21 protein-coding genes and 1 pseudogene are annotated in these 18,365 nt (G+C 60.6%); 7 read left to right on the top strand and 15 right to left on the bottom strand.

Features of this window, described 5'->3' with window-relative positions; genetic code table 11:
- Window position 1 precedes the first annotated feature (1 nt).
- On the bottom strand, window positions 2–1,234 hold the full coding sequence (locus AC0L2C_RS12975; protein WP_023797404.1) for an ABC transporter substrate-binding protein: 1,233 nt from the start codon (window positions 1,232–1,234) through the stop codon (window positions 2–4).
- Window positions 1,235–1,398: 164 nt separating this feature from the next.
- Between AC0L2C_RS12975 and AC0L2C_RS12970 the strand changes: the two genes are divergently transcribed.
- Together AC0L2C_RS12970 and AC0L2C_RS12965 are read left to right on the top strand one after the other, a co-directional pair.
- Complete coding sequence (locus AC0L2C_RS12970; protein ID WP_287172870.1) at window positions 1,399–1,533, top strand: hypothetical protein; 135 nt, start codon at window positions 1,399–1,401, stop codon at window positions 1,531–1,533.
- An 86-nt stretch (window positions 1,534–1,619) separates the two neighbouring features.
- Complete coding sequence (locus AC0L2C_RS12965) at window positions 1,620–2,663, top strand: LacI family transcriptional regulator (RefSeq protein ID WP_287344076.1); 1,044 nt, start codon at window positions 1,620–1,622, stop codon at window positions 2,661–2,663.
- Window positions 2,664–2,906: 243 nt separating this feature from the next.
- On the opposite strand, the gene AC0L2C_RS12960 is transcribed toward AC0L2C_RS12965, so the two are convergent.
- The 11 genes from AC0L2C_RS12960 to AC0L2C_RS12910 all read right to left on the bottom strand — a co-directional run bounded on the left by AC0L2C_RS12960 (window position 2,907) and on the right by AC0L2C_RS12910 (window position 13,725).
- On the bottom strand, window positions 2,907–3,866 hold the full coding sequence (locus AC0L2C_RS12960) for an adenylate/guanylate cyclase domain-containing protein (RefSeq protein WP_353682521.1): 960 nt from the start codon (window positions 3,864–3,866) through the stop codon (window positions 2,907–2,909).
- Window positions 3,867–4,058: 192 nt separating this feature from the next.
- Window positions 4,059–5,111, bottom strand: coding sequence for an alpha/beta fold hydrolase (locus AC0L2C_RS12955; RefSeq protein ID WP_287344078.1), 1,053 nt, complete (start codon window positions 5,109–5,111; stop codon window positions 4,059–4,061).
- Between the two features lie 43 nt (window positions 5,112–5,154).
- Window positions 5,155–5,892: a hypothetical protein gene (locus AC0L2C_RS12950; RefSeq protein WP_287344080.1), complete on the bottom strand. Its 738-nt coding sequence runs from the start codon at window positions 5,890–5,892 to the stop codon at window positions 5,155–5,157.
- A gap of 53 nt (window positions 5,893–5,945) precedes the next feature.
- Window positions 5,946–6,752, bottom strand: a complete 807-nt coding sequence (locus AC0L2C_RS12945; protein WP_473523526.1) for an SDR family NAD(P)-dependent oxidoreductase — start codon at window positions 6,750–6,752, stop codon at window positions 5,946–5,948.
- A 129-nt stretch (window positions 6,753–6,881) separates the two neighbouring features.
- On the bottom strand, window positions 6,882–7,544 hold the full coding sequence (locus AC0L2C_RS12940) for a VOC family protein (RefSeq protein ID WP_473523525.1): 663 nt from the start codon (window positions 7,542–7,544) through the stop codon (window positions 6,882–6,884).
- 67 nt (window positions 7,545–7,611) lie between these two features.
- A complete protein-coding gene (locus tag AC0L2C_RS12935; protein WP_236375964.1) occupies window positions 7,612–8,889 on the bottom strand; it encodes an epoxide hydrolase family protein in 1,278 nt (425 codons plus the stop codon).
- On the bottom strand, window positions 8,886–9,314 hold the full coding sequence (locus AC0L2C_RS12930; RefSeq protein WP_077380650.1) for a DUF6130 family protein: 429 nt from the start codon (window positions 9,312–9,314) through the stop codon (window positions 8,886–8,888). The genes AC0L2C_RS12935 and AC0L2C_RS12930 overlap by 4 nt, the downstream gene beginning before the upstream one ends.
- 89 nt (window positions 9,315–9,403) lie before the next feature.
- On the bottom strand, window positions 9,404–10,765 hold the full coding sequence (locus AC0L2C_RS12925) for an epoxide hydrolase family protein (RefSeq protein ID WP_287344087.1): 1,362 nt from the start codon (window positions 10,763–10,765) through the stop codon (window positions 9,404–9,406).
- Between the two features lie 240 nt (window positions 10,766–11,005).
- The gene (locus AC0L2C_RS12920; protein ID WP_473523524.1) at window positions 11,006–11,392 is read right to left on the bottom strand and encodes a response regulator transcription factor; all 387 of its coding nucleotides are present in this window, start codon (window positions 11,390–11,392) and stop codon (window positions 11,006–11,008) included.
- Window positions 11,393–11,465: 73 nt separating this feature from the next.
- The gene (locus tag AC0L2C_RS12915) at window positions 11,466–12,128 is read right to left on the bottom strand and encodes a response regulator transcription factor (protein ID WP_128247318.1); all 663 of its coding nucleotides are present in this window, start codon (window positions 12,126–12,128) and stop codon (window positions 11,466–11,468) included.
- Between the two features lie 13 nt (window positions 12,129–12,141).
- Window positions 12,142–13,725, bottom strand: a complete 1,584-nt coding sequence (locus AC0L2C_RS12910; RefSeq protein WP_287344092.1) for a sensor histidine kinase — start codon at window positions 13,723–13,725, stop codon at window positions 12,142–12,144.
- A gap of 654 nt (window positions 13,726–14,379) precedes the next feature.
- On the opposite strand from AC0L2C_RS12910, the gene AC0L2C_RS12905 reads away from it, so the two are divergent.
- Window positions 14,380–14,553: a helix-turn-helix domain-containing protein gene (locus AC0L2C_RS12905; RefSeq protein ID WP_236375973.1), complete on the top strand. Its 174-nt coding sequence runs from the start codon at window positions 14,380–14,382 to the stop codon at window positions 14,551–14,553.
- Between the two features lie 9 nt (window positions 14,554–14,562).
- On the top strand, window positions 14,563–15,039 hold the full coding sequence (locus AC0L2C_RS12900) for a Clp protease N-terminal domain-containing protein (protein ID WP_473523523.1): 477 nt from the start codon (window positions 14,563–14,565) through the stop codon (window positions 15,037–15,039).
- Window positions 15,040–15,231: 192 nt separating this feature from the next.
- On the opposite strand, the pseudogene AC0L2C_RS12895 reads toward AC0L2C_RS12900, so the two are convergent.
- A pseudogene (locus tag AC0L2C_RS12895) lies at window positions 15,232–15,606 on the bottom strand (LysR substrate-binding domain-containing protein); the annotation flags it as partial.
- Window positions 15,607–15,748: 142 nt separating this feature from the next.
- On the opposite strand from AC0L2C_RS12895, the gene AC0L2C_RS12890 reads away from it, so the two are divergent.
- A complete protein-coding gene (locus AC0L2C_RS12890; protein WP_128247316.1) occupies window positions 15,749–16,072 on the top strand; it encodes a nuclear transport factor 2 family protein in 324 nt (107 codons plus the stop codon).
- Entirely contained in the window at window positions 16,069–16,848 is a 780-nt protein-coding gene (locus tag AC0L2C_RS12885) for an SDR family oxidoreductase (protein WP_473523522.1), read from the top strand. Before AC0L2C_RS12890 ends, AC0L2C_RS12885 begins: the two co-directional genes overlap by 4 nt.
- A 23-nt stretch (window positions 16,849–16,871) precedes the next feature.
- Here AC0L2C_RS12885 and AC0L2C_RS12880 read toward each other — a convergent pair whose 3' ends face one another.
- Both AC0L2C_RS12880 and AC0L2C_RS12875 read right to left on the bottom strand, forming a co-directional pair.
- Window positions 16,872–17,342 carry a MarR family winged helix-turn-helix transcriptional regulator gene (locus AC0L2C_RS12880; RefSeq protein ID WP_128247314.1) on the bottom strand — a complete coding sequence of 157 codons (471 nt, stop codon included), beginning with the start codon at window positions 17,340–17,342 and terminating at the stop codon, window positions 16,872–16,874.
- A 27-nt stretch (window positions 17,343–17,369) separates the two neighbouring features.
- Window positions 17,370–17,549, bottom strand: coding sequence for a hypothetical protein (locus AC0L2C_RS12875; RefSeq protein ID WP_473523572.1), 180 nt, complete (start codon window positions 17,547–17,549; stop codon window positions 17,370–17,372).
- Here AC0L2C_RS12875 and AC0L2C_RS12870 point away from each other — a divergent pair.
- The gene (locus tag AC0L2C_RS12870) at window positions 17,485–18,279 is read left to right on the top strand and encodes an alpha/beta fold hydrolase (protein WP_023797390.1); all 795 of its coding nucleotides are present in this window, start codon (window positions 17,485–17,487) and stop codon (window positions 18,277–18,279) included. The genes AC0L2C_RS12875 and AC0L2C_RS12870 overlap by 65 nt on opposite strands.
- Window positions 18,280–18,365 lie beyond the last annotated feature (86 nt).

The following is an 18,365-nucleotide window of genomic DNA, read 5'->3' as shown; positions in this document are numbered from 1 at the left end:
GTCAGTCCGCTGAGGCGACGATGTCGGCGAAGCGCTTTTGCGCCTCTTCCACGGTCATGTCCGGCTTGGCGAAGAACTCGGAGAAAAGGTCCTCCTTCTGCTTTTGGGTGTCTTGCGACAGCAGCTGGTCCGTCCAGGGCATGACGCTGCCCTTGGCCAGGATGTCGAGCCCTTTCTTCATGCAGTCGTTCGCCGCCTTGAGGTCGATATCGCCGCGGACCGGCAGCGAGCCCTTCTTGAGGTTGAAGGCGACCTGCGTCTTGGGATCGAGCAGCGTTTCGGCCAGCGCTTCCTGCGCCTTGGACTTTTCCGCGTCCTGCAGCAGCGGGAAGTAGAAGGCATCGCCGCCGGTGGCGATGACCTCGTTCAGGCCAAGGCCGGGAAGACACGTATAGTCCTTGCCGGCGGTCTGCCCGGCAACCTGGAACTCGCCCTGCGCCCAGTCGCCCATGATCTGGCCGCCGGCCTTGCCGGAGATGACGAGATTGGTGGCCTGGTTCCAGTCCTGCACATTGGTGTTCTTCGCCATCTTGCGGGCATCGTCCGCGGCCTTGAATACCTTCGCGACCTCGGGCCCGGCGGCGAATTCGGCATCCTTGTCGCGATAGACCTTCAAGAAAGCGTCCGTGCCGCCGACCGCCGTAAGCAGCACGTCGAAGGCGCCCGAGGATTGCCAAGGCTGCCCGCCGACCGCCAGCGGTATGATGCCTGCCTTCTCCAGCGCGGGGGCGGCCGCGACATATTCATTCCAGTTCTTCGGCACCGGCACACCGGCCTTTTCGAAGGCCGCGTTCGACAGCCACAGCCACTGCCAGGAGTGAATGTTGACCGGCACGCAATAGATCTTGCCGTCGAGGGTACAGCCATCGAGCAGGCTCTTCGGCTGGACGATTTCCGCCCACTTGTCCCTGGTGGCGAGCTCGGTCAAATCGCGCATCAGACCGGCCTGCACCAATTCTTCCGCTTGCCTTCCGTGGTTGAACTGGGTGGCGCCCATAGGGTCGCCGCCAGTGATGCGGCTGATCATGATCGGCCGCGCCGTGCCGCCGGAGCCGGCGATGGCGCCGTCGACCCAATGATTGCCTGTCGCGTCGAACGCCTTGGCGAATTCGGCGACCGCCGCCGCCTCGCCGCCTGAAGTCCACCAATGGGTGACTTCCAGATCCGTCGCTGCCGCCGGGGCGGCGAGCGCGGTTGTCACTGCCAACGCAGCGGTCATGATTTGGTATCGCATTTCGGCTCCTCCCAGAATCTGAAACGTTACAGATTTTCGATACGGCAATTGTTGGAGGCGCGCAACCCCCGAACAGGAGCAGCTCGCCATTTTTTCGAGCCGCGAACAAACTCGCCGCACAATGTCCGCCTACTGCACCGCAGCAAGGCAGGCTGCATTGCAAAATGACGCTGCAATGCGTGAAATTCGGCAAAACCTTGCTTAGCGGGCAAGCCTTGCCGACGCACACCGACTTTGCGTCGAACGAAGCGCCGCTCATCCAGGCTAGCTTTTACTGGCCGCTGCGCGATGGCAAGTGACAATCTGTAACGTTTCAGTATATAGGGTGTTCATCGCCGATTGCCGACCTGCACGGCAACTGCTATGCGGCTGACGGGCGGGATGAATGGACAGAGATCAGACGGAAAAGGACGACGAGGGCTCGGGCAGGCCGACATTGAAGACGCTTGCCTTCATGACCGGGCTGGGCGTCACCACCGTGTCGCGGGCGTTGAAGGACGCGCCCGAGATCGGCGCCGAAACCAGGCGACGCGTCCAGCTCGTCGCCAAGCAGATCGGTTATCGGCCGAACCGCGCCGGCGTGCGGCTGCGGACCGGCAAGACCAACGTCATCAGCCTCGTGCTCAACACCGAGCGCGAGATCATGAGCTTTGTCTCGGACATCATCTACGGCGTTTCGGAAGTCATTGCCGACACACCCTATCACCTGATCGTCACACCCTATTCACGCTCGCAGGATCCCCTGGACCCGATACGCTATCTCGTGGAGACCGGCTCCGCCGACGGCGTCATCATCTCGCGCGCCCAGCCGAACGACCCCAGGGCCCGTTACATGCTCGAGCGTGGCATCCCCTTCGCCACGCATGGCCGCACCGATATGGGGCTGATCCACCCCTATCATGACTTCGACAATTACGCCTTCGCGACCGAGGCTGTGCGCCACCTGGCCGGCATCGGCCGCCGCAGGCTGGCTCTGCTGGCGCCTCCAGTCGAACTGACCTACCACAGTCATACGCTGAACGGCTTCACCGATGCGCTGAGTGAGGTCGGCGCCAGCGAGATCCCATTCAACACCGTTTCGGTCGACCATTCGATCGAGCAGATCAGGATGAGGGCCGCGCAGCTGATGCGCCGCGACGTCAGGCCGGACGGTTTCGTCAGCAGTGCCGCTGCCGCGACACTCGCCATCGTCGCCGGCATCGAGGACGCCGGGCTCAAGCTCGGCCGGGACGTCGATGTGGTGTCCAAGCAGTCGTCCGACCTGCTGCACCTGTTCCGCAGGGAATTGCTGGTCGTCAACGAGAACTTCCGGCTGGCCGGCGCCGAGCTCGCCCGCTCAGTGTTGGGCTGGATCGGCGGCGCAACACCTGGCTCCTTGCAGAGCCTGAGCAAGCCGACCGCGGTTCTGGCCTATCGCCCTCCCGACTAGAGCGGGATATGTTCAAATTGAACTGGGCATCCCTCTCCATCTATTTGTCTTAGCCGCATTTCTGCGGCGCCAAGTGATTCCACTGGCTGCAAAATGCGCGCTGCTGACTGGCAGCCTTGGGCCGGAGAACGAACCCGGCAGCTGCGGAACCTGGACCTTCAAAAGCGGACAGGGGTGACGGCGACTGCCGTAAAATGGGCATAGGAGATAGGTGGATGCACGGAGATGATGGCGCCACTCCAATCAGCTTTCCAATGCTAGCCTTACGGCTGAAATCTGAAGCGGTTCATCTCTGCCTCCAATCACATGAAATCCGAGGTTCTCCGCGACGACATGTGGAGGTAGAACACGGATACCGGCGAGAAGATCTGCGGAGACCAGAATAGGATGACCGAGAGCCTTGGATAGCGACTCCAGACGTCCAGTGGTGTTCACGACATCGCCGAAATACGCGATCTTGTGTCGCTCAAGGCCAATCTCAGCGGTAACGACCGACCCGCAATGCAGCACGGCGCGAAACTCCGGCACCTGCCCGAAACGCGCTTGCCACGCCGCCGCCTGATCCCTTATGGCCGCCGCGAAGTCGAAGACGCAACGAAGACACGCGGCGTCCCGCATGCCGCGATCCATGGGCCAGGTGACCAGCGCCATATCCCCGATGTAGTCGTCAATAGAGCCCTGGGAGCGACGAACAGGCGACGCAAGTGCGTTGAATATCTGTCCGAGGTAGGCCTGGGTCTCCAGATCTCCGTACCGATCCGCGAATTTCGTGGAGCCACTGACATCGAGGAACAGAAAGATCCGCTCCTCCTTGATGGGACGGTGATAACGACCGAGAAGCAGGCTGGTGAACAGGCTTGGCCCGATAAGGTCACGCAGTCGGAACACGAATGCGACGAGGGTGGAGACGCCGAGTGAATACAGAAGACCGGACTCCGACATCACCATGGCTTCGCGAGCGGTGCTCATATAGCCGAGGAGATGGTGAAGCGCTGTGCCGGCGGCGGCGTTGCCGATCAAGATCATCAACACGTAGGTTGCGATCGTAGCCACGACGAAGACCGGCGTTGCCGCTTGCCGGATCACATTGCGCCATCGGCGCAAGATAACGCCGCGCTCATACAACAGAATAGGGGTTCCGATGAACACGCCCCTGACTGCGGAGTGCAGGGCCTCGACGTCGAACATCAGCGCGTAGGCCAAGCCCGCTACTGCCCCCACAATGGGTGCGAGGAGCCACTGCAAAGGGCGACGAAAGTGGTCCCGGCCAGTGTTCATTTCGTATCCTGCTCGATGACATCGGGGGCACTGCCCCGGCCTGCTGCTCGGTGCGGTTGTGATTTCATAGTTTCGCCCTGGGCACGCTCGATCATGTATCGTGGCATGCCCGTTTGCTCAGGCTAGACTCGCCACCTGAATTATGGCGTCTGCAAATGCCTTCGGTGCTTCTTGCGGAAGATTATGCCCTATGCCGCCGGATATGAGCCGGTGCTCGTACTTGCCCGAAAACTTCTTGGCATAGGCACTGGGGTCGGGATGCGGAGCGCCGTTGGCGTCGCCCTCCAGAGTGATCGTCGGCACGCCGATCACCGGCGCCTTTGCAAGTCGCTGCTCCAGAACGTCATATTGCGGTTCGCCTTCTGCGAGGCCGAGCCGCCAGCGGTAATTGTGGATGACGACCGCCACATGATCCAGATTGTCGAAGGCCCTGGCGCTGCGCTCGAACGTGGCATCGTCGAAATTCCACTGCGGAGAAGCGAGCTGCCAGATCAGCTTGGCAAAATCCCGCGTGTATTTTTCGTAGCCAACGCGGCCCCGCTCAGTGGCGAAGTAATATTGGTACCACCATTGCAGCTCGGCTTTCGGCGGCAGCGCCATCTTGTTGGCCTCCTGGCTGCCGATCAGATAACCGCTGACCGAAACCAAGGCCTTGCAGCGTTCCGGCCACAATGCCGCGACGATGTTGGCCGTGCGTGCGCCCCAGTCGCAACCGCCGACGATCGCCTTATCGATCTGCAGTGCATCCATCAGCGCAATGACATCAACCGCGACCACCGCCTGCTGGCCATTGCGTGGCGTTTTGTCGGAGAGGAACCGCGTGGTGCCATAGCCGCGCAGATATGGAACGACGACCCGAAAGCCTTTCGACGCCAAGATCGCCGCAACGTCGACATAGGTGTGGATGTCGTACGGCCATCCATGCAGGAGGATGACGACCGACCCTTTGCCAGGACCGACCTCGGCATATCCAATGTCGAGGTCGCCAGCTTGAACCTGCTTCAACGGACCGAACGACGTGTTTGCTGGTGGTTCGATTGTGCTGGCGTCCGGTTTCGTAATGCTGGACTGCGCATTTGCCGAGCCCGTCATGGCAAACTGAGCGGCCGCGACGGTGGTGACGGCCACGCCCAACAAGTGGCGTCGATGGAGGTCGATCTGTTCGGTCATAGCGGTTTGTATCCGTTGATAAGGCATGGTGCCTGGTGGAAGATTATCTTCGGTCGACTGTCACATCGGACACGTCGACCGTGATAGGTGCGAATGCTTGGTTTGCGACCCCCTCGGCGTCATGCAGGAGGACACGCCGCCGTGTCGGGAATACGAAACCGTCAAAGGTTTTGTGGTCATAAGCGTAGTGTGCGACCGGCGGGTTTCCCGTCACGTCGGGCGAATAGTCCATGCGCCGCTGCATAAACGCATCGTCGTAATAAAAGACCTGATCGGCGTTATGGTTGGCGATGGTCTTAGGGAACGTGACGGCCAGCCGTCGCCACGTTTGCGCGCCCTCTCTCCAGGGGGCGATTTCTCGTGCTTCGACGCCGGGCAGTGTGAAGACGAACGGCGCCGCGAGGTAGTTCCATACGGCGGCGCTCGTGAAGTACGCCACCTGGATCGCATCCCAGGGTGTGCTGCCATCCAGAAAGGGCAGCGGAAATGAGCCACGTGGATTGAAACGTTCCTCGATGATGCGGCCGTCGCGCGTAGCGATAGCGACCCGCTCGGGAGCGACATCCAGCACAGACATACGGTCTGGTGCTGTGAAGGGCGAAAAAACGATGTGCTCGCGATGTGGATCGAGCGTGACCGTCTGCTTGGAATAGATGTCCGGCCAGCCCCTTGCAGCCCAAAATACGCCCCCAAGCGACATTTCCGCAGTGATGCTTGTAACGTTACCCCAGTTCTGCAAACCGCCATGCGCCTCTAGAACCGCCGTCAAAAGCTTGTCCATTTTGATTCTCCTCGGGCGCTTTACTCAGGCTGACTCATTGAGTTTTCGCTTGGTTAGGCGGCCACGGCGATGCCGTACCGCGCCGGCGAGGTGTTGAGCGAAAGGTTTGGGATGAGTTTCTGCCGCGCCGCTTCATAAGCGTGCCAGTCGGCGACGTCGGGAAGCGAGGGAATAGTCACCAACTCGCCCTGGTCGAGGCCGGCAAGGGCCGCGTCGACGAGGTCATCGGACTGCATGATCGCCTTGCTCGGCAGATCGTCGAGTGAACCTCCTGATACGTCCCAGAAATTGGTGGCGATGGCGCCGGGCAGAACCGCCTGGATGCGCAGCTTCTTGTCCGCAAGTTCCTTGTGGAGCGACAGGCTGAAAGCGAGCACAAAGGCTTTCGTCGCGCCATAGACACCGTTGAGGATTTCCGGCGCGATGGCGACCGCTGACGAGATGTTGATGATTGTGCCGCCGCCTCGCGCCACAAAGGCCGGAACCGCTGCATAAGTCAGGCGGGTCAACGCCGTGATGTTGAGCCCGATCATCGCTTGCATCTTGTCGATGTCGGATTCCAGGAGCGGCGCGACAGCGCCGATGCCAGCGTTGTTGACCAACATCGTGATAGCGGGATCGGCCCCGAGCAAGGTCTCGATCCGGCCCAGATCCGCCTTGTCGTTGAGGTCAGCCGCAACAGTGCTGACGTTGCAATTCGTTGAGCCGGCGATGCGCCTGGCCACTTCGTCCAGCCTCTCCTGGCTGCGCGCCACGAGAATGAGGTCATAGCCGCGGCGCGCGAGCCGGTCGGCGTAGATCGCTCCAATCCCGGCGGAGGCGCCGGTCACCATCGCGATGTCCATTTTGGAATACGTCATGATCGCTCTCCCATTCGATTGCGCTGGCAACTGCGCGTCAAACCATCAGCCGCAAACCTGGCTTGGATCGCCGGCTAAGTTTGGCGGCGGGACGGTGACCCGTCCCGCTCACCCAATTTCGGTTGCTGCTTAAAGCGGCAGCGGTTTGCCGGCCTGCTCCGCCACCATGTACTTGGCGTACCAGTCGGGCCAGTTCTCGTCGCGCTGGCCGCCGTTGCGCTTCTCGTGCTCGCCATGGGCTAACCCCGCGCGCCACATTGCGGCCGCAAGGTCCGCTACCGAAGCATAGTCCGTCGTATTGGAATCGACCCGGCCAGGGAGCCGGGTGGTGACCTCCTGCAGCAGCCACTCGTTGCCGTCTGGATCCTTGAAGGTTGCGTAAGAGGAATAGCTCTGCCGCTCCGGATGCCTGCCGCTGAGCGCTGGTTTGCCCGGACCGGCGCGGTGGAACACTTCGCTCACCTCGACGCCGTGGCCAATGAGTTCGGCGCGCGCGGCGTCAATGTCCGACACGACGAGGAAAAGCCCGCTTGCGGAGCCGGGCGCGGCCGACGTGATGCCGGTGCCGAAATGGATCGAGGCCGGCGAGCCCGGAGGCGTGAACTGCATCGCCCGGAACGTGTCGCCGACGACGAAGTCGCCGTCGAGCCTCCAACCCAGGCCTTCGTAAAACTGCTTGGAGCGTGCTGCGTCCGAAACTGGGATAACCACGGCCTCGAGCTTCATGTCGAGCGTCCGCGTTCCGGGAGTTTCGATCGGTTTTTCGCTATGCGTCTGAGTGGTGCTGCTCATGTCGATCTCCTTAGGTTTAACCTGTTGAACGTTGAACGCGTCCGAGCTGGGGCCAGGTACGCGAGCCTCAGAAATCTTGTCGGAGCGGTCGGAACGCCGCACGCAACTCGGCGGAAAACAGTTCGGGCTGCTCCCAGGCGGCGAAATGACCGCCCTTGTCGACCTCATGAAAGTAAATCAGGTTTGGATAGGCGCGCCGGGCCCACGTCTCCGGGGCCAGATAAGTTTCCTCCGGAAAGACCGTGATGGCCACCGGCAGCGCGATCTCGAGGGTCCGCTCGACGGCGGCAAAAACAACGCTGCGTCCACCGTACTCCCAGTACAGCCGCCCTGCTGAGGTCGCGCTGTTGCTCAGCCAGTACTGAGTAATGTCGTCCAGCACCTCGTCCGGGGACTTTTCGGGATCGCTGTTGTCGTATGTCCAGCGTGAGAAGCCCGGATGCCCGAGCATCCACGCCGCGAGGCCTGTGGGAGAGTCATTGATGGCGTAGCCGATCGTCTGCGGCCGGGTGCCCATCATCGTAGCGTAGGATCTGTTCCCCATCTTGGCTGCAGCGCTGAGCGCGTCAAACGCTGCGCGTTCCTTATCCGTGAGTCCCGTTGGCGCTGGCCCGCCGACGGCGAGCACCGCGGCAATCTCGGGCGGCACCACCGCCGGCAAGTTGATATGAATGCCGAGCAGACCTGTCGGCGCCTGGCGCGCCATCGCGCTGGAGACGGGGGAGCCCCAGTCGCCACCCTGTGCGACGTAGCGGGTGTAACCCAGGCGTTTCATCAGCTCCGCCCAGGTTTGCGCGATGCGATCCGGTCCCCAACCCGTCTCTGTCGGTTTGCCGGAGAAGCCATATCCCGGCATCGAAGGCAGGACGAGATCGAACGCGTCCTCCGCTCGTCCGCCATGAGCTGTGGGATCCGTCAGCGGGCCCACGGTCTTGAGCAGTTCGAACACCGACCCGGGCCAGCCATGCGTCATGATCAGCGGCAAAGCATTGGGATGCTTCGAGCGGACGTGAATGAAGTGAATGTCCACGCCGTCGATCGTTGTCATGAATTGAGGCAGGGTGTTGAGCTTGGCCTCGGCCTTTCGCCAGTCGTAGCCGGTGCCCCAATACTTGACGAGCGGCTTCAGCTTCGCCAACTGTATGCCCTGCGACTGGTCATCGACCGTCTCGCGATCCGGCCACCGTGTTTCGGCGATGCGCCGACGAAGGTCTTCGAGCGCCGCTTGCGGGATGCCGACGGTGAAGGGCCGGATCGAGCGATCTTCGGCCGCACTGGCGTTGGCCAAGGCGGAAAAGATGCAAAGCCCGAATGCCAGCACGGTCGCCAACTTGTGGAGCTTCATGGCTGAATCTCCTTGCCCGGCGAGTGGAACGTCACCGTTTGCTTGGTGAAGACGTTACCTTCGGCGTCCACCACCTCGACTAGGACCTTGTGCTGACCGCGCGGCATGCCCACCAGGATGATGGTGTCGCTCTGACCGTAATCCGCCCACGCCCAGGGCAGGTCGTCGACGGTGAGGTGCAGATGCCCGACCCGCGGAGACACGTTGCGCGCGGCCGGCCCACCGACAGGCAGGATGCGCAGGTTCTCCACCCGGTACGGGATGAACACCACGCCCCCGGCCAACGGACCCGGAAGCGGCGGCTCCACGATCAGCTTTGGCGCGGGCTCGTTGTCGATGGGCACGACCGTGCTCTGGGCGAACGCACCCGTGGCGAACACGGTGCAAGCCGCGAGTGCGGTGAGCGTCTGGATGAGAAGGTTCATTGCATTCTCTCCTTTTGGAGATGCGCTGGGGGTTAATCGCCAGGAGGAGGGTGACGCGCACGTCCGGCGCGCCATCCCCGCTCAACACTTCACGCCGTCCGCAACGTCTTGAACGATGCGCGCACGTCGTCGGTGAAGTACTTCGGCTGCTCCCATGCCGCGAAGTGGCAGCCCCTGGGCGGGTGACCGTAATGCAGGAGCTTCGGGAACGCGCGCTCCGTCCAACTCTTCGGCGCCGTGTAGATCTCGCTGGGGTTCGCGCTCACGCCGACGGGAATGGTGATGCCTTTGGCGTCGAAGAAGCCCGCCTTCGCCGTTTGCCGGTGTTCCCAATAGAGCCGGGCCGACGAGATGGCCGTGTTGGTCAGCCAATAGAGCGTGATATTGTCGAGGATGTCGTCGCGGGTAAGGCCCTCCGGCTCCCCATCGAAGGAGCGGGCTATCAGTGCATAACTGTCCGCATCGTGATCGAGAATCCACGACGCCAGGCCGGCCGGTGAATCGACGAGCCCGTAAAGCGTCTGCGGACGAAGCGCCATCTCGTTGGCATAGCCCAGGCCGAACTTGTAGAAGAAGGCGACCTGCTCGTAGGCGCGCTTTTCGTCGGGCCCGAGATCGGCAGGAGGCGGACTGCCGGCGGCTAGCGCCTTCACAATCTCGGGCGGAATGGTCGCTGGCATATTGGTGTGGATGGCGATCAGCTCGGGAGGCGCCATCAGAGCCATCTGTTCGGTGATGAGAGCCCCCCAGTCGCCGCCCTGTGCAACAAACCGGTTATAGCCCAGGCGCTTCATCAGCACGGTCCACGCTTTCGCGATGCGCACCGGATCCCAACCGGGTTCGGTCGGTTTGGCGGAAAAGCCGTAGCCCGGCATCGACGGGATCACCACGTCGAACGCGTCGGCAGCGGTTCCGTCATGCGCCGTGGGGTTCGTGAGCGGATCGATGACCTTCAGCAGCTCGATGACCGAACCGGGCCAGCCGTGCGTGATGATGACCGGCAGCGCACCCTGATGGCTTGATTTCACGTGGATGAAGTGGATGTCCAGCCCGTCGATCTCGGTGACGAAATGTGGCAGCGACTTCAGCTGCGCCTCGCACTTGCTCCAATCATATTCCGTTCCCCAGTACTGAATGAGCTTTTGCATCGTCGCGAGTTGCACGCCTTGTGTGTCGCCTGCCGCCAACGTCGCCGAAGTCCGCCGAGAAGCTGCTTCGGACACCAACTCGCGATCGGGCCAACGCGTGGCGGCGATGCGACGGCGTAGCTCGTCGATCTCCTCCTGCGGGAAGCTGACGGTGAAGGGGCGGATTGAACTGGCTTCGGCCGCGGCCGCCGGCTGAGACGAGGTGAAGTTGAACGCGGCAGCACCTGCCGAAGTGGCAAGCAATGCGGTGGCCGATGTGGCAAGAAAGTCGCGCCGATTTGGCGCCGGTGATGCCGTGGACATGATCAGTCTCCTTCGTTGCGCGGTGCCATTAGAGTGGTTGACCACTTTAGTTGTGCTCTCACTCCGGTGCGCGCTCCATCGGACGTAGGTTGGTCGTGACCGCATTTTCGTTTATGGCGGTCATACCTTAGGTTTATTGGCCCCGACGGGCCCGAGCGTCCCTCGGTTGAACGGATGCCCTTCGACGATTGGACTTTTGGGGTCTGCTGAGCCTGATCGCGCCCAGCGATCAGCGACGCGCTAGTCGCTCTCACCGGCATTGTTTTTCAATGCAACGTCGAGGCAGCGAGACAGCGTGTCGCCGTCTAAAGGCTTGCTCAAAAAGCAGACGGCGCCTCGAACCAACGCTTGAGCGTGCACCTTTTCATCGGGAAAGGCCGTGATGAAAATGATGGGCGTGTGATGTCCACGTATGCGCAAGATATCGTGCAACTCGATTCCGCTCATCTCCGGCATCTGGATGTCTGAAATCAGACACGAGGTTTGAGCGAGTTGTTCCGAATGCAAGAACGCATGTGCGGATGGGAAAGCGTGGGCGACAAACCCAAGCGACCGTACAAGACTCGCAGTTCCGCTTCGAATGGATTCGTCATCGTCGACGATTGAAATAATGGGGGTGTCTGGCAAGCGATTGGCCCATCTATGCGCACCGACAATGGTACGAGTCGGCTGTGTTCGAAAGTCATACATAGATATGAGGCTACGAGGACATTTCCCGGCCGATACCGAGTGCTTCGGCCATTTTGACGAGGTCCGCGAGCGATTTCGCACGCATCTTCTTCATCGCGTGGCCGCGATGAATCTTAACCGTAATCTCGCTGAGGCCGATGTGAGCGGCGATCTGTTTGTTCATTAAGCCGGTAGCGACGAGCGCCATCACCTCCTGTTCGCGCGACGTCAGGCTGTCGAACAGGCCCTTTAAGTCGAGGCGTGCGCGATCGGCATCCAGCCTGGCCCGGTCGCGGGTGATCGCGGCGGTGACGGCATCCAACATATCCTGGTCGCGAAACGGCTTGGTGATGAAGTCGACGGCGCCGGCTTTCATAGCCCGTACGGACATGGGGATATCGCCGTGTGCAGTGATGAAGATGATGGGAATATGGACATCGGCCTTAGTCAACTCGGCATGAAGCTCGAAGCCGCTCAACCCCGGTAGCCGAACATCGAGAACCAGGCAGCTCGGGATCGGAGGCAGCTTGCTTTGCATGAGTTCGTTCGCCGAATGGAATAGTTCGGCGCGCAAACCGACCGAGCGGAATAACAGGCCGAGCGAGTCGCGGATTCCGACGTCGTCATCGATCACATAGACAGCAGGCTCGACCTCTGTCGTCGGCTGCAAACTGTTCGGTGCGACTTTGATCACAGACGGATCCTTGTCATGCGGAGACAGATCGAGTTGCGCTAAAATGAAATATGGCACCCCGGGGCCTGTTCGGGGCCGCCCACAACCGCCCATCGTGGGCTTCGACGATAGATCTGCAGATCGACAGGCCCATCCCCATGCCGTCGGGCTTTGTCGTGAAGAGCGGGTTGAATATTCGATCCACGTCTTGCGGACCAATTCCGGTTCCAGTGTCCGCAACCGAAACCGTTACGTGGCCATCGTCATGCAACTTGGATTTCACGGACAGCACCCGCGCCCCGCCGACCGCGGCCATGGAATCGATGGCGTTCGTCATCAGGTTTACAAGCAACTGCTGTAGCTGGATTCGATCGCCTGTTACCCGCGGCAGGCGTTCATCCAGATCGGCTTCGACCATTATCCGGTGTTTCGCCAGACCTTCTCGCACCAGGGTGAGTGTTTCCCCGATAAGACTGTTGAGGTCGAGCGGAGCTCGCTTGCGGTCTTCTTTCTTGAAGATCGTTCTAATTCCGTCGATCACCGCTGCCGCGCGATGACCACCGGCGATAATCTGCTTGAATGCCTCCTTTGCTTCCTCCAGATCGGGCATCGAGCGACCGAGAAAGCGCAGGCCGGCATCGGCGCTCGTTATCATGCCAGATAGAGGTTGTTTGACTTCATGCGCAACCGTGGCTGCGACTGCGTCGCCGGTTACCAGTCGCGCCTCGCGCTCGTGACGCTGGCCACGGACCGCTCCGAGAAGCCGCGTATAAAGGGTCGTTATCTCGTGAAGCAGAACCATAAGGACGAGTCCGCTGGACAGAACTCCGAAGATGCGGACGGTATACCAGCCAAGGCTGAAGCGAGCCGGATCAGGGTAATAGCTTAAAGGCATCTCTATCGTGAATAAGAGCATCACGACCATCAACCAAAGATCGAGCATTGAGTGTCGCCGGATCCAGAGCACGACCATCGCGGTGATACTTAGCAATGCGACGGGCGCGCCCACATAGGGCCACACCGGGCTAAGGCGAGTGGAATCGAGGGTCACGGGCGGCAATAACGCTTCGCCCGCTATGAAAAAATATGACGCCAACAAGACCACAGCTGCGGTCAGGGCGACACTGAGGCTAATCTCCGCACGCGCGGTACCCTGCCAAGATCGTTTGCTGGGGTTCGAGCCCTTTGAGAGGGCATAGCCTATGACAAATAGGGGAAAGCCAGCGTGCTGGAAAAAGTAGATCCATGACGTACTCTGCATGCCGCCCACCAGGCCGCCCTTTGGCGTGAACAGACCTGGAAATGCCAGAACAAACGGGATCAGCATGAGCGCTGTAAAGAGATATCCGCTTGCAATCAGGAGCGTGGCACGTGAGCGCAGGATGGAAAACTGAGTGTACAGGAGGATTGCGGTGATCGAATCGTTCACGAACATCGCTGTCGCATAGGCAGGGACGAAGGCGTCGACCCGGCTCAGATGGATGCCCGAGAGCGGACTAACAGTGATCAACACGTAGACGGCCAACAGGCCAAGCACAAAAACGAGAGCGAGCTGCTTCTGCGCCTGACTTGGCGGCAAGCTCGAGAGGACGAAAAAATCGTCCTCTGGGACTGTCACGACTGTCCTCTCCATAAGATACTCATCGCAGCGGCTGCAGCGCGCGGCACGAAAGTCATGGCGCTCGAAAATGATAAAGCTATTTTGCCTGAACTCATCGTCATTCTACCACCCGGGCTGCCAAGTAACAACGAACCAGGAGGCGCGTCAGCGAGATCGCACTTTCCTGCCAATGACCCGATCTCGAACGTGGATCTTCCCCGATCGGCGATTGGGCCGTGGCCCATCAAAACCGAGCAGCGGCGGATTGGGCTGCCCTGCTTGTTCGGCTTGTGCCCGGATCGACTCGAGTCCGTAGGCTCGGGCGCAGATTCGTCAGCGCGTGCCAATGACCGCAATGGGTCCGGCTCCGGCTGCTCGGTGTTGGGCTGGAACGGCGGCGCAACACCTGGCTCCTTGCAGAGCCTGAGCAAGCCGACCGGGGGTTCTGGCCTATCGCGCTCCTGACTGATCTTTTTGTTCAAGCATCGGATTTTTTCCCAAACCAGAAGTCACAGATGCGTGCCTGGCGGCCGCTCTGCCCCGGGTTCTCTGGAAACCGACCCGAATGCATCGTCCCGTCAACATATGTTGACACGAGACGATTTCGTCAACTAATGTTGACGCATGATCGATGTCCGCCAACTGCCCACACCTGACCAGCCGGAGGAAGCATTGGCTGCGGTCGTTGCGCTTCGGCGAGCGGCTGACCTATTGGAGCGTAGAGCGGTCAGGGCGGCCCTGAAGCAAGGTTGGTCCTGGGCGAAGATTGCCCAGGCACTCGGCATCTCCAAACAGGCAGCCCATAAGCGGCTGTCCGACATCAACGCCCAGGACAATCCGCCATAGGAGACGATCATGCTCAGCGGCATCAAAACCCGTCTATCGAACGTCCGCACCATCAAGACACTGTGCGAAAGTGCCGAAAACTACGCTTTAAAGGACCAGCAGCGACAGGCCGGCGCCGAACATTTCCTGCTGGCGGCCATCGATCTTCCCGACAATACCGCCCGTCTCGCATTCCGCGAAATTGGGGCGGATGCCGCTGGCTTCCGCGACGCGGTCGGCGCTCAATATTGGGAAGCCCTGCGCTCCGTTGGGGTGAACGCCGGCGAACAAATATCCTGGGGTTTGACCCCAGAACCGCTTCAGGGAGCGGCAGGCCTTTATGACCCAGCCCCGTCGGGAGTTGAGGTGATGAAGGAATTGGCGGCCAACCGAAACGATCACCGTCCACTGCTGGGTGCGCATGTCGTGGCTATAGTCGCCGCAATGGAGCAGGGCGCGTCGCGGCACGTGCGTTGCGCTGCATGGGAGTTGATCCCGGTGCGCTGATGGCGGCGGCGAACGAGTTCTCGCGCGCCAGCTGACGGAAGGTGGTGTAGGTTGGTTTGTCAGTGGCGGACGGAGTGTTCGAACGCATGCGCCGAAATATTCGGCTGAACTTCGGCAACACAACTAAGTCTGCTTTTGGAAGGCGATCGACAGCTCGAACGACGCCCATTGCGGCGCAAAGCGGAACGGCGCTTATACAGCCGTGTTTCGGCCTTTTGATCCGAGTTCCCGTGCTAGCTCAACGAATGCTCTGTGCGCCGCGGATGGATTCCGTCGTCCCGGGTAATAGATGCAGAGTTCGTCGGAAGGCGGCATCCATTCCTTCAGAACGCTGATCAACCGCCCTGCCTCAATATCCTCGCGCACGTCACGCTCCATTACGTAGCCCAGCGCCACGCCTTCGAGCACGGTGCCGCGGGACAGGCTTGCCTCATCCAAAGTCATCGGTCCGTTCACATCGATCAATAGCGGTTCCCCATCCTTCTCGAAGCGCCAGCGAAAGAGCGCGCCATTCGGCAGCCGGATACGGATACACCGATGTTGAAGGAGGTCAGTCGGCGTGGAAGGGCTACGACAGCTTCCAGATCGTGAAGGCCAGGCCTCGCCATTATCCCACTTTCCGCAATTCGACATCCATATTTATCCCAATTATCCGAACATCGAAATACGCCTACTTGTGGAGCGAACAATTCCCAAGAGGAGATGAGAGATGCAACTGCCTCAGGCGATCCAGGCTTATTTCGAAGCGGATCGGAAGAACAACTGCGAAGCTCTGCTGGCCTGCTTCGCGCCGACGGCCGCTGTCCATGACGAGGGCCGCTCCTACTCCGGGCACTATGCCATCGGCAATTGGTGGGAATGGTCGAAAGCCAGGTATCGGCATGTCGCCGATCCGCTCGAAGCCCTCACCGACGAGCATGGGACGAAGGTGATCGCCAAAGTCACCGGCGAGTTTCCCGGCAGCCCTGTAAATCTCACCTACGTCTTCCGTCTGATGAGCGACAAGATCGCAGCCTTGGAGATCGGCGCATGAGCGACTTCCTGAATCTGTCAGGCAAGCGCGCCCTGATCACTTCCGGCACAAAGGGAGCCGGTGCCGCAACCGTCGACCTGTTCCGCAAACTCGGCGCGCGTGTGCTGACGACGGCCCGCTCGTTCCCCGTGAACTCTTCGGCGGATCTTTTCGTGGCTGCCGATCTTTCCACCAGCGAAGGCTGCTTCACCGTGGCCGAAGCTGTCAGGGGTCAGTTGGGCGGCGTCGATATTATCGTTCACATGCTCGGCGGTTCTTCCTCGCCGGCAGGCGGCTTCTCGGCGCTGGGCGACAGTGATTGGCACAAGGAACTCGATCTCAACCTGTTTCCCGCCGTGCGGCTCGACCGAGAACTGATACCGGGAATGATCGCACAGGGAAGCGGCGTGGTGATCCACGTCTCTTCCATCCAGAGGCTGCTTCCCCTGCCGGAAGCCACGACCGCATACGCGGCGGCGAAGGCGGCGTTGTCGACCTACAGCAAAAGCCTCTCCAAGGAGGTGTCGCCGAAAGGCTTGCGTGTCGTTCGCGTGTCTCCGGGCTGGATAGAAACCGAGGCTTCCGCCAAGCTCGCCCGACGTCTCGCGGATGAGGCAGGCACCGACGTTGAAGGCGGCAAGAAGATCATTATGGACTCCCTCGGTGGAATCCCCCTCGGTCGCCCCTCAAGCCCGGCCGAGATCGCCAATCTCGTTGCCTTTCTGTCTTCCGATCGTGCCTCTTCGATCACGGGTGCGGAGTTCGTAATCGACGGAGGAGCCGTGCCTACAGTGTAAAAATGCCTCCCATGCTTGCCGGCTTAGGCCGTACTCCTCCAGACGCCCGTATGTTCATAGATCGCGTCACGTAGCTCCTTGACGTCACGGTTGATCTGGTTGAGATGCGCTGGGCTTTGTCCTGAGGAGGAAAGCAGAGCGTCAGCAAGGCAGCCTGCACGAGATCTGAGTTCGCGTCCCTTATCAGTCAGTGCAACCACGACCTGCCTCTCGTTCGCGGGATTCCGCGTCCGGCGCAGAAGTCCTGCCGCTTCGAGCCGTTTGAGCAAGGGCGTCAGAGTGCTCGACTCCAGCGCGAGCCTTTCGGCGATGCTGCCAACGGTCAGCTTGTGCTCGCGCCAGAGGACATTGAGTACGAGGTATTGGGGATAAGTCAGGCCCAAATCGTCCAGCAGTGGCTTGTACACCCTCTGGATCGCCATGCCGGCAGAGTAGATCGCGTAACAGAGCTGATCGTCGAGCGGCAATGGGTTGTTGAGTTTTTTCGCTGGCATGGGTGCTCTCCTTGGACCCGATATAGCCTACCCGATCCCAAAAAAGAATATCGCGATAAAAATTATGCTGGACATATCGCGGCTGGAACCGTAGAGAAAGATATCGCGATAATTGTTATCGGATGAATAAGAGGAGATCAGCATGACTTCCAGGACGACCAACCTTCTGGCCGCAACCGCCGCCGTCGCAGGAATTGCCGCAGCCACGGCCACTCACTCTGCCGAGATAATTCCCGACAACCAGACCGTCCGGAACGTGGTGCTGGTGCACGGGGCGTTCGCTGATGGATCGGGTTGGCGCGGCGTCTATGACGAACTGACCGCCCGCGGCTACCGTGTGTCGATCGTCCAGAACCCGCTTACCTCGCTTGCGGACGACGTTGCCGCAACCAAACGCATTCTTGACCGTCAGGATGGACCTGCGGTCCTTGTGGGACATTCCTGGGGCGGCACCGTGATAACGGAAGCAGGTACCCACTCAAACGTCACAGGCCTGGTTTACGTATCGGCGTTGTCGCCAGATGCCGGAGAGACGACTGCGCAGCAGTACGAAGGCTATCAGACCCCGCCTGAATTCGTCATCGAAACTACCGCGGACGGCTTCGGCTTCGTTTCTCCCGACCGGTTCAAGATTGGCTTCGCTAACGACACGACGGACGCGGATGCCGCTTTCATGCGGGACTCTCAGGTGCCGATAAACATGTCCGCCTTCGCAACCAGGCTCGAGCATGCCGCCTGGCGAAGCAAGCCGAGCTGGGCAGTGATTGCTACCGACGACAAAGCCTTCGATCAGCGTATGTTGCAAGCGATGGCGAAGCGCATCGGCGCGACAATCACGGAGGTCGCGGCAAGCCATGCGGTCTTTATGACTCAGCCAAAGGTGGTCGCTGACGTGATCGACGAAGCTGCCCGCAAGGGATCTGTCGAGGCGCAATAGTTCGGCCACGCGCCGTGTGCGGACATTTCGAGCTTTAAGCTGTCATAAACGAAAATACGGCCGCCGGATGGCTCATCCGGCGGTTT

The organism is Mesorhizobium sp. WSM4845 (assembly GCF_055811455.1).
The sequence above is the reverse complement of the archived record's forward strand: the minus strand, read 5'-3'. Positions and strand labels throughout refer to the sequence as shown.

Bases quoted from the DNA above. Each gene is read 5' to 3' on its own strand.
- AC0L2C_RS12975 (WP_023797404.1), bottom strand. From the start codon at position 1,234: ATGCGATACCAAATCATGACCGCTGCGTTGGCAGTGACAACCGCGCTC.
- AC0L2C_RS12970 (WP_287172870.1), top strand. From the start codon at position 1,399: ATGACGCTGCAATGCGTGAAATTCGGCAAAACCTTGCTTAGCGGGCAA.
- AC0L2C_RS12965 (WP_287344076.1), top strand. From the start codon at position 1,620: ATGGACAGAGATCAGACGGAAAAGGACGACGAGGGCTCGGGCAGGCCG.
- AC0L2C_RS12955 (WP_287344078.1), bottom strand. From the start codon at position 5,111: ATGACCGAACAGATCGACCTCCATCGACGCCACTTGTTGGGCGTGGCC.
- AC0L2C_RS12950 (WP_287344080.1), bottom strand. From the start codon at position 5,892: ATGGACAAGCTTTTGACGGCGGTTCTAGAGGCGCATGGCGGTTTGCAG.
- AC0L2C_RS12945 (WP_473523526.1), bottom strand. From the start codon at position 6,752: ATGACGTATTCCAAAATGGACATCGCGATGGTGACCGGCGCCTCCGCC.
- AC0L2C_RS12940 (WP_473523525.1), bottom strand. From the start codon at position 7,544: ATGAGCAGCACCACTCAGACGCATAGCGAAAAACCGATCGAAACTCCC.
- AC0L2C_RS12935 (WP_236375964.1), bottom strand. From the start codon at position 8,889: ATGAAGCTCCACAAGTTGGCGACCGTGCTGGCATTCGGGCTTTGCATC.
- AC0L2C_RS12930 (WP_077380650.1), bottom strand. From the start codon at position 9,314: ATGAACCTTCTCATCCAGACGCTCACCGCACTCGCGGCTTGCACCGTG.
- AC0L2C_RS12925 (WP_287344087.1), bottom strand. From the start codon at position 10,765: ATGTCCACGGCATCACCGGCGCCAAATCGGCGCGACTTTCTTGCCACA.
- AC0L2C_RS12900 (WP_473523523.1), top strand. From the start codon at position 14,563: ATGCTCAGCGGCATCAAAACCCGTCTATCGAACGTCCGCACCATCAAG.
- AC0L2C_RS12890 (WP_128247316.1), top strand. From the start codon at position 15,749: ATGCAACTGCCTCAGGCGATCCAGGCTTATTTCGAAGCGGATCGGAAG.
- AC0L2C_RS12885 (WP_473523522.1), top strand. From the start codon at position 16,069: ATGAGCGACTTCCTGAATCTGTCAGGCAAGCGCGCCCTGATCACTTCC.
- AC0L2C_RS12880 (WP_128247314.1), bottom strand. From the start codon at position 17,342: ATGCCAGCGAAAAAACTCAACAACCCATTGCCGCTCGACGATCAGCTC.
- AC0L2C_RS12870 (WP_023797390.1), top strand. From the start codon at position 17,485: ATGACTTCCAGGACGACCAACCTTCTGGCCGCAACCGCCGCCGTCGCA.